The sequence below is a fragment of the Lentzea sp. NPDC051208 genome (genome assembly GCF_040682435.1).
GTDB classification, from domain to species: domain Bacteria; phylum Actinomycetota; class Actinomycetes; order Mycobacteriales; family Pseudonocardiaceae; genus Lentzea; species Lentzea kristufekii.
The window spans coordinates 15,494-29,342 of sequence record NZ_JBFBAW010000002.1; the positions used below are offsets into that span (position 1 = coordinate 15,494).

At 71.1% G+C, this 13,849-nt stretch carries 14 protein-coding genes; 4 read left to right on the forward strand and 10 right to left on the reverse strand.

Features of this window, described 5'->3' with window-relative positions; genetic code table 11:
* Positions 1 to 93 precede the first annotated feature (93 nt).
* From AB0M48_RS04410 to AB0M48_RS04425, 4 genes are read right to left on the reverse strand one after another with little or no spacing between them, the layout of a single operon-like run.
* Positions 94 to 615 (reverse strand): YciI family protein, encoded by a 522-nt coding sequence (locus tag AB0M48_RS04410; RefSeq protein ID WP_363835923.1) that lies wholly within the window; start codon positions 613 to 615, stop codon positions 94 to 96.
* Positions 615 to 1,043 carry a hypothetical protein gene (locus AB0M48_RS04415; RefSeq protein WP_363835924.1) on the reverse strand — a complete coding sequence of 143 codons (429 nt, stop codon included), beginning with the start codon at positions 1,041 to 1,043 and terminating at the stop codon, positions 615 to 617. Before AB0M48_RS04415 ends, AB0M48_RS04410 begins: the two co-directional genes overlap by 1 nt.
* Entirely contained in the window at positions 1,016 to 1,375 is a 360-nt protein-coding gene (locus tag AB0M48_RS04420; protein ID WP_363835925.1) for an MmcQ/YjbR family DNA-binding protein, read from the reverse strand. The genes AB0M48_RS04415 and AB0M48_RS04420 overlap by 28 nt, the downstream gene beginning before the upstream one ends.
* 9 nt (positions 1,376 to 1,384) lie before the next feature.
* Positions 1,385 to 2,290 (reverse strand): PAC2 family protein, encoded by a 906-nt coding sequence (locus AB0M48_RS04425; protein ID WP_363835926.1) that lies wholly within the window; start codon positions 2,288 to 2,290, stop codon positions 1,385 to 1,387.
* A 128-nt stretch (positions 2,291 to 2,418) separates the two neighbouring features.
* On the opposite strand from AB0M48_RS04425, the gene AB0M48_RS04430 reads away from it, so the two are divergent.
* The 3 genes from AB0M48_RS04430 (at position 2,419) to AB0M48_RS04440 (ending at position 5,259) form a co-directional block, all read left to right on the forward strand.
* Positions 2,419 to 3,012 carry a DUF4230 domain-containing protein gene (locus tag AB0M48_RS04430; protein WP_363835927.1) on the forward strand — a complete coding sequence of 198 codons (594 nt, stop codon included), beginning with the start codon at positions 2,419 to 2,421 and terminating at the stop codon, positions 3,010 to 3,012.
* A 70-nt stretch (positions 3,013 to 3,082) separates the two neighbouring features.
* A complete protein-coding gene (locus AB0M48_RS04435; RefSeq protein WP_363835928.1) occupies positions 3,083 to 4,687 on the forward strand; it encodes a serine/threonine-protein kinase in 1,605 nt (534 codons plus the stop codon).
* Positions 4,688 to 4,740: 53 nt separating this feature from the next.
* Complete coding sequence (locus tag AB0M48_RS04440; protein WP_363835929.1) at positions 4,741 to 5,259, forward strand: hypothetical protein; 519 nt, start codon at positions 4,741 to 4,743, stop codon at positions 5,257 to 5,259.
* 4 nt (positions 5,260 to 5,263) lie between these two features.
* Here AB0M48_RS04440 and AB0M48_RS04445 read toward each other — a convergent pair whose 3' ends face one another.
* Genes AB0M48_RS04445 through AB0M48_RS04460 form a run of 4 tightly spaced genes read right to left on the reverse strand, consistent with a single transcriptional unit; the run spans position 5,264 to position 11,491 of the window.
* On the reverse strand, positions 5,264 to 7,276 hold the full coding sequence (locus tag AB0M48_RS04445) for a transglutaminase domain-containing protein (protein ID WP_363835930.1): 2,013 nt from the start codon (positions 7,274 to 7,276) through the stop codon (positions 5,264 to 5,266).
* Positions 7,273 to 8,367 carry a DUF58 domain-containing protein gene (locus AB0M48_RS04450; protein WP_363835932.1) on the reverse strand — a complete coding sequence of 365 codons (1,095 nt, stop codon included), beginning with the start codon at positions 8,365 to 8,367 and terminating at the stop codon, positions 7,273 to 7,275. The genes AB0M48_RS04445 and AB0M48_RS04450 overlap by 4 nt, the downstream gene beginning before the upstream one ends.
* An 8-nt stretch (positions 8,368 to 8,375) precedes the next feature.
* A complete protein-coding gene (locus AB0M48_RS04455; protein ID WP_363835933.1) occupies positions 8,376 to 9,341 on the reverse strand; it encodes a MoxR family ATPase in 966 nt (321 codons plus the stop codon).
* Positions 9,338 to 11,491 carry a hypothetical protein gene (locus tag AB0M48_RS04460; RefSeq protein WP_363835934.1) on the reverse strand — a complete coding sequence of 718 codons (2,154 nt, stop codon included), beginning with the start codon at positions 11,489 to 11,491 and terminating at the stop codon, positions 9,338 to 9,340. The genes AB0M48_RS04455 and AB0M48_RS04460 overlap by 4 nt, the downstream gene beginning before the upstream one ends.
* 188 nt (positions 11,492 to 11,679) lie before the next feature.
* Here AB0M48_RS04460 and AB0M48_RS04465 point away from each other — a divergent pair, with 188 nt between their 5' ends.
* Complete coding sequence (locus AB0M48_RS04465) at positions 11,680 to 12,324, forward strand: hypothetical protein (protein WP_363835935.1); 645 nt, start codon at positions 11,680 to 11,682, stop codon at positions 12,322 to 12,324.
* A 178-nt stretch (positions 12,325 to 12,502) separates the two neighbouring features.
* Here the strand turns inward: AB0M48_RS04465 and AB0M48_RS04470 are convergent, their stop codons facing one another.
* A complete protein-coding gene (locus tag AB0M48_RS04470; RefSeq protein WP_363835936.1) occupies positions 12,503 to 13,162 on the reverse strand; it encodes a fibronectin type III domain-containing protein in 660 nt (219 codons plus the stop codon).
* A 25-nt stretch (positions 13,163 to 13,187) separates the two neighbouring features.
* Entirely contained in the window at positions 13,188 to 13,790 is a 603-nt protein-coding gene (locus AB0M48_RS04475) for a hypothetical protein (protein ID WP_363835938.1), read from the reverse strand.
* Positions 13,791 to 13,849 lie beyond the last annotated feature (59 nt).

A 13,849-nucleotide genomic window follows, 5' to 3' on the forward strand; every position in this document is an offset into this window, starting at 1 on the left:
CCCCTGGCCGACCTTACCCCCTTCGCAGAGCTCACGGGGCTCGCCGCGGGCTGCCCGACGAAGTACGCCCCCCCCGACCGCCCGCACCACCCCCTAGCGCCGGCCGCCGAACTCCCATTCGTGCACCTCGACGGCGTCGTAGCGGTCCGCGGTCAGCACCGACGCCGGGTCGGCCGACCTGACCAGCGCCGCCGTCCCCAGCCACGCGGTGCCGTCGTCGGACAGCAGCGACCCGTACGCGATCAGCTCCTCGGGACGCGCCGGCACGAGGTCGGCGGCCTCCCCCGACCCGAACCCGAGCACCAGGTGACCGCCGCCCTCACGGCCACCGGCGAAGCCCCACATGGTGCGCCCGAGCACGTTGCGCCACCGGCGCACCAGCACGTCGCGGTAGCCGCCGGCCTGGTAGACGGGCTCCTCGAACGCGAACGCACGGGCCGCCGCCGCGTCCGGCACGTCGACGACGTGCACGCTGCCGGTGAGCACGCCGTCCGCGAACGTCGGGCCGCGGGCGATGAGCGAGAAGCCGTCCATGTAGGACCAGTGCTCCTCGATCAGCCGTGAGCGCAGGGGCATCGAACCGGGGCGGTCCCGGTGGTAGCAGAGGAACTCCACTAGAGCCCGACCTCGGCGGTCCACACGGGAAGGACGAAATCCTCATCCGTTCCAGGCGAGGCGCCGGCGAGGTAACCGCCGACGACGGCCGCGAGCGTCGCGTCCGGATCGACCTCGGCGGCGAACGGCAGCGCGTCCTTCTTCGCCGAGCTCGTCGAACACTTCAAGTGCCCTGCCTGCACGTCGTACCAGACGTAGAAGGTCGCTGTCCGCTCCATCGCGGTCACGCGCTCACCGAGCCGGCGCGCGGTCTCCTCGAACGCGGCGACCACCTCCGCCGCCACGGGTGTCTCCCCCTTGGCCCTGCCCAGCGACCAGGTGTTCTCCTCCGCCTGGGCCAGGAGATCACCTGTCAGCAGCAACGGCTCGTCCGCGACCTCGCGGATCCACTTCGTGAGCGTCACCGGCGCCGTGCCCGAGCGTGCCATGCCTCCACGATCAACTCTTCCAACTCCCCCACCTCGATGTGCTCCAGCCGCACCAGGATGGCGGGATACCCCTGGAAGTGCGGCGTGGTGAAGTAGACCGAACGATCGGAGGCCAGCAGGGCCTCCTTGGCCCCCAGGTCGGGCACGCGGGCCGCCAGGATGGGCCCGGACGGAGCCGCGGCGCCCAGTGCCGAGAGGTCGGTCCCCCGCAGCGGCCGTTCCCAGACGAACAGCTTGTCCTTGACCCTCCAGTCGACGACACCCTCGCGCACCCGCTCCGTGACATCAGGCATGGAGGTGGCGATCCGGTGCACGTCGTCCCAGGTGGCCATCACAAGCTCCTACAGGTGGTCCGGCGGACGCTGCTGCTCGGCCAGGAACCGTTCGAACTCGGCGCCCAGTTCGTCCGCGCTGGGGAGGTCGGTGTTGCCGACAGTCTGGATGAACGCGTCGTACTGCCGCTCGAGCGCTTCCACGACCTGGGCCACCTCCTCCGACTCCGCTACCTGGCGGTGGATCTCGGCGTCGGCGGCCTGAGCCGCGTCGACCAGCGAGCCGATGGGCAGCGCGAGGCCGGTGGCGCGGGCCAGGGCGTCGAGCAGGGTCACGGCGGCGGTCGGGTACTGCGACTGCGCCAGGTAGTGCGGGACCTGGGCGGCGAAGCCCATCGCGTCGTGGCCCGCCTGGCCGAGGCGGAACTCCAGCAGCCCGGAGACGTTGCCCGGCACCTGCACGCGGTTGAAGAACGGCTGGTACTCCGAGACCAGCTCAGGGCGGGTGGCGTGACCGATGACGTTCAACGGCCGTGTGTGCGGCACGCCCATCGGGATGCCGTGGAAGCCCACGGTCAGACGCACGCCCCAGCGGTCGATGAGCGAACGCACGGCCTGGATGAACGCCTCCCAGCCGCGGTCCGGCTCCGGGCCCTTGAGCAGCAGGAACGGGTGGCCCGCGCTGTCCCAGAGCAGGTGCACGACCAGTTCCGGGGCGGCGTAGTCCTCCCAGTGGTCGGTCGCGTAGGTCATCAGCGGGCGGCGCGAGCGGTAGTCGATCAGGCCGTCGATGTCGAAACGCGCGATGACGCGGCTCTCCAGCGTCTCGAGCAGGTGTTCGGAGAGCAGGCGGCCCGCGGCGCCGGCGTCCATGAAGCCCTCGAAGTGGTGCAGCAGCACCGCACCCGTCAGGTCCGGCACCTCCGAGTCCACCTCGTACAGGTTCTCCGGGTCCACCGCACGCCTCCCGATCAATCGCTCTCGTCTCGTCCAAGCCAACCATGGGGACACGGAACTGATTCCGCACGGGTCGATTAGCCCATACGGACCGTGTGCGCGCATCACCTCACGGGTACTCCAACGCGGTGGACAGGCGCTGGGTGATGCGTGGAACTGTGGTCGCGGCCGTCGTCATTCTCCTCGGCGCGGCGGTGTTCGTCTTCGGCCAATTCAGGCCCTTCGGTGGCGAATCCATCGATCGCAGCCAGCCCGCCATGCTCGAATCGGTGCGCGATCTGAGCCAGTACCACGCCGCGGCCGGCGAGTTCCAGGTCGTGCTGGACATCGAGAACGACGTCAAGTGGGTACCCGCGGCGCTGGCGGGGGAACGCACGCTCTTCGTCGCGGCCGGGTCGGTCAACGCCTTCGTGGACCTGGGGACGCTGAAGGACGACGGGCTGGTCGTGTCGGCGGACGGGAAGAGCGTCGAGCTGCGCGTGCCGAAGGCACAGCTGGACAAACCGAACCTGCACCACGACCGTTCGTACGTCTTCAGCCAGGAACGCGGCCTGATCAACGACCTGCAGGCGTTGGCGGGACCTCCTGACCAGCAACGGTTCTACGTCGCCGCCGAGGCCAAGCTGGCGGAGGCGGCGAAGCAGTCGGAGCTGCTCACCCGCGCCGAGGAGAACACGCGGGTGATGCTCACCGGAATGCTGCAGTCCTTGGGATTCCAGGTGAAAGTGATCACCGACTGATTCGAACCCTCCACGCCCTTCCCGACGAACGTTCAGCGGTGACCCCCTCGCTCCGGGATAGGATTCGCCGGTGGACGACGATCTGATGGCCTGGGCGCCCGCGCAGAGCGCCGCGCAGGCGCCCGAGATCGCGTTGCCCGGCTTCAGCGCCTTCCGCGTGATCGCGCAGGGCGGCGAGGGGACGATCTACCGGGCCCGCCAGGACGGTCTGGGCCGCGACGTCGCGGTCAAGGTGCTGCAGGTGACGGACCCGGCCACGGTCGCGCGGTTCCGCCGCGAACTGGCGATCACCGTCGAGCTGGGCCGCCAGCACCCGCACATCGTCACGGTGCTCGACACGGGCACGCTGCCGGACGGCCGCCCGTGCATCGTCATGGAGTTCTACGAACGGGGCTCGCTGCACGACCGGTTGCGCGCCATGGGTCCGCTGCCCGTGCAGGACGTGGTGGCGGCGGGCATCGCGGTGGCGGACGCGCTGGCGTTCGCGCACGGCCAGGGCATCCTGCACCGGGACGTGAAACCGCAGAACGTCCTGGTGCTCCCGACCTCGTACGTGCTGGCCGATTTCGGCATCGCGCGCGGCGCCGACGCGGGGCATTCCGCGTCACTGCAGATGGTCAGCTACCGGCACGCCGCCCCGCAGATGCTGGAGGGCGCCACCCCGTCGTTCGCCGACGACGTCTGGTCGCTCGGCTCGACGCTGTTCACGCTGCTGGAGGGCAAGCCGCCGTTCGCCTCGGACAACCCGGACGAGGACACGCTGCTGTCCTACGTCGGCCGCGTCAGCAGTGGCGAACCCCGGCCGCTCACCCGGTTCGACGTGCCGGCGTGGCTGGTCGCCGTCATCGACCGCTGCCTGCGCAAGGACAGGGCCGAGCGCTTCGGTTCGGCACTGGAGCTGCGCGACGCGCTGATGGCGGCGAACTCCGGCACCGTGCTGTCCACTGTGGACCCCGATGCGACGGCGATGCTGGGCGAACGCCCCGACTTCTACCCGGAGGGCCCGACCGAGGCACCCGGTTTCGGCCCGCGCGGCTTCCAGCCGGAACCGGAACCCGAACCGGAACCCGAGCCCGAGCGCGACGACTCGTGGCGGGGCAGGCTCGAAGACCTGACGTACCGGCAGCACGACCTCGTCCCGCCACCACCTCCGCGTCCTGCGCCGGTAGCGGTGCTGCCGAGCGTGGACCTCCCTCCCGTCGAACCGATGACGGCGCCGGTCCGCAAGAGCAAGCGCGGCGCAGTCCTCGCGTTGCTGGCCGTGATCGCGGTGACGGGCGGCCTCGCCGCGGGCATCGTCCTCAACCGGGACAACGGCGGCCAGCAGGCCCGACCACCCGTGACGACAACGACACCGCCCGTGCCGACGTCGGACTCCGCCGACGCCGGGCCGTCGCCGAACACCGACCCGAAGTTCGTCCCGGTCCTCAAGCGCGCCGAGTACAAGGGCAGGTCGATCGAGCTGGAGTGGACCGATCCGAGCGACGGCCAGGCCCAGTTCGTGGTGGTCGACGTGACCGGCACCAAACCGAACGCGCTCACCACGGTGACGGGCGGCGGCACGAAGTACGTCGTCGAGGACGGCGGCGGCGACCGGCGCTGCTTCCAGATCGCGGCACTCGGCTACAACGGCGAACGCGGCAGCTCCGCAAAGGTCTGTGCCAACAGGAACTGAATGTTCTGTGGCCGTTGTTGTTGCGGGTCCACGAACTGGCGTACGGTCCCCCGGTGCAGAGCGCTCGTTATGCCGGCCCACCGATGTTCGCTCGTGGGCGAAAGCGCCGAACACTCGTGCTGGCGGCCGTTCCGCTCGTCGTCGGCATCGGGATCGGGATGCTGATCGGCGGCAACCTCCAGTCCCAGTCCCGTCAGAACACCGGTGTCACCACCACCACGCCCGCCGTGCCCGATCAGCTCGAATACACGGACATGCCGTGCGACCCCGGCTCGTCCGTCCTCGTCCTGCACTCGCTGGAAGGCGCGATGCCGGAGAGCGAGGTCAGGGTGTTGCTGGACTACGAGACGATGTGGGTGCGGCACCGTGAGAGCGCGAACCCGGCGCTGCGCGGCCAAACCGCGCTGCTGAGCAGACGCGACGACGTCTGCCCGGTCATCGTTCCGGAGGACACCCGGTTCACGCAGTTCATCTGGCTCGGCCCGTTCCCGTCGGACACCGCGCCCGCGCTGTGCGAGGCGCTGTTCAAGGTCACCGGGAAGAACTGCATCCCCGCACAGGTCGTCCGCTGATCCGTCAGCGCCGGAACAACGGCCGCGGGTCGACCGCCCAGACGACCCTGCGCCACCAGGAAGCCTTGCGCCTCACCGCTTTCTTCACCTGCCGGGCCAGCCGCCAGCTGTTCTCGTGCTCGACCGGCCGCGGCGCGAACGCGGCCTGGTCGACCAGAACGGCCAGCCGTGCGCCCGCCTCACCCCACTCGCGCGCCACATCCGGCACGGTGCGGCTCGGCTTCGGCCGCAGCCCGGCGAGCTGCAACGAGTCGAGCACCTCGTTCCACGCTCCCACCGGACCGGCCGCGCGCAGCCTGACGCGGCGCGAAGTCCGTGCCACGAACAATGCGACGAGCACCAGCACCGGTGTGAACGCCCAGAACGGGAAGCCCTTCGGAGCCTGCGGCGCGGCGGCCTGGTCGTCGCGCACCGCCGTCGGCTGCACCAGCGGCGGCACCGACGCCAGCGTTGTCGGCGGTGGCTTCGCGGTGGTCGACGCGAGCCGGTTCAGCACCTCGCGCTTCGAGGCGGCACTCGGCCCGCTTCCGTTGCCGGACACCGGATCGAACGCGACCCAGCCCCACCCGCTGAAGTACACCTCCGGCCACGCGGTGGCGTCCGCGGCCCGCACGATCCGCTCACCGTTCTGCTCGGGCACCGGCTGGAACCCGACCACGACCCGGGTCGGCAGCCCGACCGAGCGCGCCAGCACGGCGTAGGCCGACGCGAACTGCTCCGCCGTCCCCGCTCCCGCACCGGACTCGCCCGCCGCGCCGAACAGGAACGTCTCCAGCCGCGCGTACGACGAGCCGACCGGCGCCTCGGCGTCCGGCCTGCGGTTGAGTCGCACGACCTGTTCCAGCGCCACGGCCTTCTCGTACGGCGTGCGCGCGTTCTGCGTCGCCTGCCGCGCGTACTCGGCCAGCGTGAACGGCAACCGCGGCAACGCCGTGTACTTCGTTGCGGCGGCCGGGACCTGGGCCTCGACGAGATCCGTGTCGGCCGGCGTCTCGACGACGCCGCGCACCGTGTAACTCAGCCCGGCCTTCAGCCCCTCGGCCACGACCAGCGACCCGGTGTCGGGATCGACCATCGCGTTGCTCAGGGACACCGCCTGCGGCTTCCCGACGCCCGGCAGCCACTCCCCCTGCAGTCCGGTGATCCGCAGGTCCACGCTGGCGTCCTGGAACTTCCCGCCGGTCGGCAGGTCCGGCGCGTCGACCACGCCGAGCGGCCCGTACGTCGAGGCCGCCTCCCACGACGCGCCCGAGTACCGGCTCAGCGTCACCAGCCGCACGGGCACCTCGGGCCCGCGCATCCGGAACAGCTCCGTGTCCCCCTGCGCGGCCCACGCGGCGAGCTGCGGCAGCGGGTTCGAGATGTCGATGCCGGTGACCGGTGGCGTGACGAGCTTGCGCGGCTCGAAACCGTTGATGGGTAAGACGAAAGCGAGCAGTGTGAGTGCGGCCAGCGCCGTGGCGAGCACCGCGGGGGGCAGCACGGGCCCGCGCCGGTCGATGATCAGCCAGCCCAGCGCCAGCACCACGACCAGCGTCAGCGCGACGAGGCCGTACCGGTCCGCACGACCGGTCGTGAGCAGTGCCGCCGACACGTACAGGGTGGCCGCACCGAGCGCGGGCACGAACAACGCCGTGCCGCGTTTGGTCACCGAGAGCACCATGCCGGTGGACACGCCGATGATCAGCAGCAGGCCGGGCACGAGCAGTTCGGGTGTCGCGGGCGCGGGGCGGGCCGCCGTGAGCAGCCTCGGCACGGTGTCGAGCAGCACCCACGTGGGATCGCGGTCCGGGGACGCGCCGCGAGCCAGGAAGAACCCGCCCGTCAGCGCGAGCACCATGACCGCGAGGGCGGCGAGCCCGGCGGGGACGATCCGCTTCAGCGGCAGGGCGAGGAATCCGGCGAACGCGGCAAGTCCGAAGTAGACGGTGGCGCCGTCCCAGGCCTGGGAGAGCTGAAGGGCGCCGACGAGGAGGACGGCGGTGACCCAGCCGTACTTCAGCAGGGAGGTGCTCACCGCGCCACCACCGCGTTCCACGAGTCGACCAGGTCCTCCGCCCGCGCCCCGCTGACCACCAGCACCGACCCGGCAGCGCTCACCGGCCGCTTCTCGTCCACCACGAGCACCACGCCGAACGCGGCGCGTCCCGCCTCCAGCACCAGCGCCGGCACCGAGGTCCCGCTGATCACGGCCACCACGTCGAGGTCGCGCACCGGCACGGCCGGCCGGCCGTCGACGTCCCGCAGCGCGAGGTCGGCGAGCGCGGCCAGGATCGGCGCCGAGTCCTGCTGCTCCTCGATGTCGGTGCCGCCCGACGACGTCAGCAGCCGCACCGGATGTCCCTGTTCCAGGGCCGACGTGACGAGCGACGCCGCCACCTCGACGGCCTCCTCGAAACGTTGTTCCTCCGCGTACGAGGACGCGCTGTCGTCCAGCAGCACGGCCAGGTGCGGACGGGCCGGGTCGGCGTCCTCGCGGATCATGAGCGTGCCGGTGCGCGCGGACGTCGCCCAGTGCAGGCGCCTCAGGTCGTCGCCGGGCACGTACTCCCGCAGCCCTACCAGGTCGGTACCGCCGCGCTCGACGCGTTCGTCGGCGCCGACCTGGCCCCGGCGGGCACCGGAGGGCAGGCCCCTGACCGGCAGCACCCGCGGGACCACCCGGACCTGGACGACCTCACCCAGCACGGTGCGCGCCTGCGCCAGACCGGCCAGACCCTTGCGCCGCAACGTCAACGGCCCGACGTCGAACACGCCGCGCCGTTCGGTCGGGATGGCGTAGTCGACGGCCTCGACCGCGCCGGGGGCCAGCAACGGCACGTCGACGTCCATCGGCGAGCCCGCCACGACGTCCACGGCGTCCAGTGCCACCGGCCAGCGACCGGTGGACGACAGCTCCAGCCTGCCGCTGCACCGCGCCAGCCGCGGCACCGTGCGCGGGCGGACCGTGCGCGAGACCGACAGCGGCGACGCGACCAGCACCGAGACGATCGAGGCGACGACCAGTGCGGTCAGCGCCAGGCCGAACGCCGCCATGCCCGCGTACCGCCACCACAGGCCGACCCCGAGCATCAGCAGGCCCAGCACCGCGGTTCCGGTGCCGCGCACGGTGAGTCTCATTGCGCCGCGGGCTTGGGCGCGGCCACGCGCGAGAGCACGTCGGCCAGCACCTCGGACGTCGTGACGCCCGACAGGACGCTCTCGCGCGTCAGCACCAGCCGGTGTGCGAGCACCGGGTCCGCGATGTCCTGAACGTCCTGCGGCACCACGAAGTGCCGCCCCTTCGACGCCGCGTACACCTGCGCACAGCGCACGAGCGTCCGCAGGCCACGCGTGGAGGTGCCGAGCCGCAGCCGTTCGTCGGTGCGCGTACCCGTGCCCAGCGCGGAGATGTACTGCAGGATCGGGTCGGCGACGTGCAGCAGCTGCAACCGTGCGCTGAACGCGCTGATCTCCCGCGGCGACGACACCGTGCGCACGTCGGCGATCCGGCCCGCACCGCTGCCGGGACGCAGCACCTCCAACTCGTCCTCCACCGACGGGTAGCCGATGGAGGTGCGCAGCATGAAGCGGTCGAGCTGCGCCTCGGGCAGCCGGTACGTGCCGTCGAGGTCGATCGGGTTCTGCGTGGCCACCACGAGGAACGGGTCGGGCACGGCGTGCCCGACGCCGTCGATCGTGACGGTCCGCTCCTCCATGACCTCCAGCAGCGCGGACTGCGTCTTGGCCGCCGCGCGGTTGATCTCGTCGGCCAGCACGATGTTCGCGAACACGGGACCGGGCCGGAACCGGATCTGGCCCGTCTGCGGGTCGTAGACCGAGGTGCCCGTGACGTCGGACGGCAGCAGGTCGGGCGTGAACTGCACGCGCCGCGACACCCCGCCCAGCGCGCCCGCGACGGCACGCGCCAGCGTCGTCTTGCCCGTGCCGGGCACGTCCTCGAGCAGCACGTGACCGCCCGCGAACATCGCCACCAGCACGAGGTCGATCACGTCGCGCTTGCCGCGCACGGCGCTCTCGACCGCGTCCGCGAGGCGGGTGTGCAGGTCGCGGAAGGCGGAGACCTCACCGGTGTCGATCACTTTTCCTCTTCTCCACGACGAACACCGATGCGCAGCAGGAACGCGCACGCCAGCAGACCGAGCCCACCCGCGCCCATCGGCGCGGTACCGGCACCGGCCGGTGCCATCCGCGGGATGCAACTCGGCTTGCCCGCGCATTCGTCATAGGTGAAGAGCGCGTTCCTCTGCGCCGAGTCGACCTGGCCGGCTCCAGAGGCCGCGAAGGCGCGCACCACGATCGCGTTGCTGCCCTCGTCCACGTCGATGGTCGCCGACGTCGCGTTGCACGGGATTCCGACGGAGAACCCGTAGGTCTTGTTCACGACCTCGCAGCGCCCGTTGTGGCTCGCCCAGTCGGCGGGTGGCGCCAGGGTGACCCGACGGGTCGGGTTCGTGCGCGTACCTGTGATCGACGAGATCACCACGGCACCCGCGCTCGGCAGCGAGGGCGGCGGCGGAGGAGGCGGCGGCGGAGGCGTGGTCGTCGTCGGGACCGGCGGCGGGGGAGGAGGCGGAGGTGTGGTCGTGGTCGGCGGCGGATTGTTGGGCGGCGGGTTGTTCGGGGGCGGCGGCGTGACCGTGAACGCGGCCATGCCCGCGGCACCGGCCGTCGACGCCGTCGACGCGCGCACCGTCACGTCGAGCCTGCCGCCCGAGCAGAACGTGGAACCCGCGCACGGCACCGAGAGATCGACGGAGGTACCGGCCGACTGCGCCGACACCGAGCCACCGCTGAACGAGCCGGAGCCCGCGACGGTGTAGCCCACGACCGGATCGGCCGACACGGCCGCGGTCCAGCTCACCGTCACGACGAGCGCGGAAGCGCTGCGCGACTTCTCCCGCACCGTCACCCCCGCGGGCGCGGCCGGAGCGGCGCTGCCGGCGGAGGGCGGCGCGGAGGGAACCGACGGCGGCGGCGGTGGGACCTCGGTCGTCGGGCCGTTGCCGTTGTTGCCGTTGTTGCGCGGCGGCTTCTGCGGCTCGTTGGGGTTCGGCGGCGGAGGCGGTGGCACGGACGGAGGCGGCGAGCGGTCCGGGTCCTTCACCGGGAGCTCGGGGCTGCGGATCGTCAGCGAGCGCGTCGCGCCGTCCGCGTCGACCAGCACGCCCGAGGACGAGCCCGGCACGTTCACGAACAACCGGCCGTCGTCGAACACGAGCTCGGGGTCGGAACCACCGGACGTGCGGACGTCGTCGCCACCGCGGCTGCCGCCGCGGTCGAGGATGATGACCTTGCCGGATCCCTTGCAGGGCACGTAGACCTTGTCGCGGAACACCGCGGGCCGCCCCGGCTTCGGGCACCCCATCGCGCCGACGTCGACGCGCAGGACGTCACGGCCGACGACCAGCACGACGACCGAGGACGACGGCACCGACGCGGGCACCAGGTCGATCGGCGAGGACTGCGCGGCGATCACCTCGGCGTCCGAGCGGTCGGTCGACGAGTTCACGTCCTCGCCCGTGCCGTCGCGCACGACGACACCGCCGTCGAGACCGATGAGCGTGACGCCTTGGTCGTGCGGCACGAGAACGGTGCGGGGCCCGGCGCCGGTGACCTGGCGCTTCGAGCGCTCCTCGAACCGCTCCTCGTCGTCCGACCAGTCGAGCGACCGCAACGTGCCGCCGTGGTCGACCAGCCACAGCACCCCGCGCTCGTCCACGACGGCGTCGGCGAGGGGCTGACCGGCCTGCCAGGTCTGCCCGACGTCGGCCAGCGTCAGCGGGTCGGCGGTGTGCACGGTGCCGGTCGCGCGGTCGACGACGAACACCATCCCGTTCGACACCAGCACCTTGCTCGTCGCTCCTGGTGGCGCCTGCCGGCGGCCGGAGGCGAGCAGCGTCGCCAGGTCGATGACGGTGATCTCGCCGGTGCGCCGGTTCAGGACGATCAGCCGGCCGTCCTCCTGCGCGATCTCCAGCTGCGAGTCGGGGCCGCTGATCTGCAACCGCGTCTGCGGCTTGCCCGAACCGGGGTTGATCTGCACGACCTCACCGCGCTGGTCGTCGCCGAGCCAGGTGAGCCCGTCGGACACCGCGACCGACGTGCGGGAGATGCCCTGCCCGAGCGCGGCGCCCGCGAGCACCAGAACACCCAGCAGTGCGGCGACGAAACTCGCCGACTCCCGCCCTCCACCGGAGATAATGCGTCTGATCCGGTGCCACCAAGACATAACGCGCCCTCCCCTCGCCCGCCGGGCATGCTAACTCCCGGCTCTGACAACTTCGGGCGGCGCATGGTTCCCGGTTCGCCCGGTCAGCCGGCTGGCAGACATCAGGAACGGTAATCGCGAGGTCTGACAGTTTTGAAAACCGAATGGCGTTCCCCCAACCCGACCAACGCGTAAGGCAGAGTGGACGCATGGAGATCCCCGGCATGGGACTTGCCAAGCAGGCGCTCGACACCGCCCTCGGCACGACAGTGGCCGTCGCGGCCGTTCCGGCCCGCGTGCTGAGCCTGCTCGGCGAGGTCGAACAGCTCGTCCGCAAGGTCAACGGCACGATCGACTCCGTCGACGGCATCGTCGCGAAGGCCGGCACACTGGTGGACCGCACCGCCAACGTCGTGGCGGACGCGGAGAAGGCCGTCGACGAGGTCCGCGCGATCACGGCGAGCGCGAGCGACGTCGCCGAACGCGCCGGGCTGGTCGTCACGACCGCCGGCCACACCGCGCACACGGCAGGCGAGCTGATCGCCCTGTACGAGCCGCTCGCCAAGCAGGCCCAGCCGCTCGCGAAGCGGTTCGTGGACGAGCTCTCCCCGCACGAGGTCGAGGCCGCGATCAAGCTGGTCGACGAGCTGCCGGTGCTGACGGAGCACCTGATCAGCGACATCCTGCCGATCCTCGCGACCCTGGACAAGGTCGGCCCGGAGGTGCACCAGCTGCTCGAAGTCACCAGCGACATGCGCCAGGCGATCCTCGGCATCCCCGGCTTCGCGTTCATGCGCCGGCGCGGTGAGAAAAAAGAAGAGGAAGAAGGTGTGAAAGAGGTCGAGAACGGGTAGCCCACCCGAATGACTGCTCACTCGCCTGAAGACCGACTGACCTGGTGGCTGCTCAGCAGCGTGTTCGGCCTGCTCGCCATGATCAACGCCGCCCTCGCCGTCACGGAGAGAACGACCTGGCCCTACGCGCTCGCGGCGGTGCTTCTCGCCGCGAGCGCGTGGAGTGCCAGACAGGCGCTCAGGCCTTTCCCGTCGTCTGGTGCGTCAGGTTCGACGGTGATCCGAACCGGAACGCCCGCACCCGATAGGTCGCGGTTTTCTCGTCTGGAAGTGTGATCACCCCGTACGAGGTGGTGTCCGGGTCGAGCTGCACGGCGACGCGGTAGTCCGCCGCGCCCGCGGGCTTCACCTCGATCAGGTACCCGTCCTCGTCGGACGCCCGGTCCTGCCAGGTGAACAGGATCCCGTTGGCGTGCTTCACCTCCGCCTTCACCTCCGACGCCGCCGCCTCGGGCGAGGCCACCGGCGCCTTGCCCCCGCCGGCCTTGACCGGCGCGGTCCAGTCCGGCCCCTCGATCTCCGGCACGTCGTCGCCAGGGGGCAACGCGACGTCCACGGTGGCCGAGGCAGGTCCGGTGTACGGCCGGACCCGGTAGTAGAACTCGGTTTCCGGGATCAGGTCCGGATGCTCGTAGGTGTTCTTCGCCGCCGTGGCGAACTCCAGGATCGTGTAGTCGCCGTCCCGGGTGTTCGCGTACTCGACGACCTGCCCGGCCGACCCCGCCTCCGGACGCCAGTGCAGCGTCACGTCGATCGGCGAGGTCAGCTCGGACGTCAGCGGGGGGTCCTGCTGTTCCTGCCCACAGGCAGCCAGGAACAGCAGGAGCACCGAAGCCAAGCCGCTTCTGGTCAAAGAAGACGGCTCACTTGCGCCAGAACCGGATGTTGCTCCAGGTGACCGTGGCAGGTCCTTGGCCGCTGGAGGTCCTGTACGCGCCGAACTTGTCGTAGAAGCTCGTACCGGAACTCGCGTAGGTGTGCGCACGCGAGCCGTTGATGTACGTGCGGTGCTCTGTGGCCGTGTTGTGCACGGTGTTCACACGCACGGTCGCCCCCACGGTCGCGCCGGTGGCGATGGTGGCGCCCCCGTGCACGGCGTAGAGCCGGCCGCCGCGTTCCACGGCGAGCATCCAGAACGGTCCCGCGGTGGGGGCCTCCCGGAACGTCTGCTTGAGACTGATGCGGGTGCCGCCGAGACTCGTGATCCGGAAGCTGCCCTCGAACTGGCGCGTGCCGCCGGTGTAAGTGGCGTAACGCCGCTCGGCACGCTGGTCACCGCTCGCGGTGGAGCAGGTGAGGTGGAACGTCAGGTTGTCGACGTTGCCACAGCCGCGTTCCTGAACGGTGAACGACGGCGAGTAGCTGGTCCACGGACCCGTCTCGACCTGGGCCTGTGCCGGGGAGACCGACACGAGCAAACCGGTCGCCAGCGCGATCCCCGCGACGCTGCGGAGTCGTTCGGACATACCGATACCTCCTCAAAGCGTGCTGCAGACAGCACGTTTTCTCAGGGGGCGGTATCGGG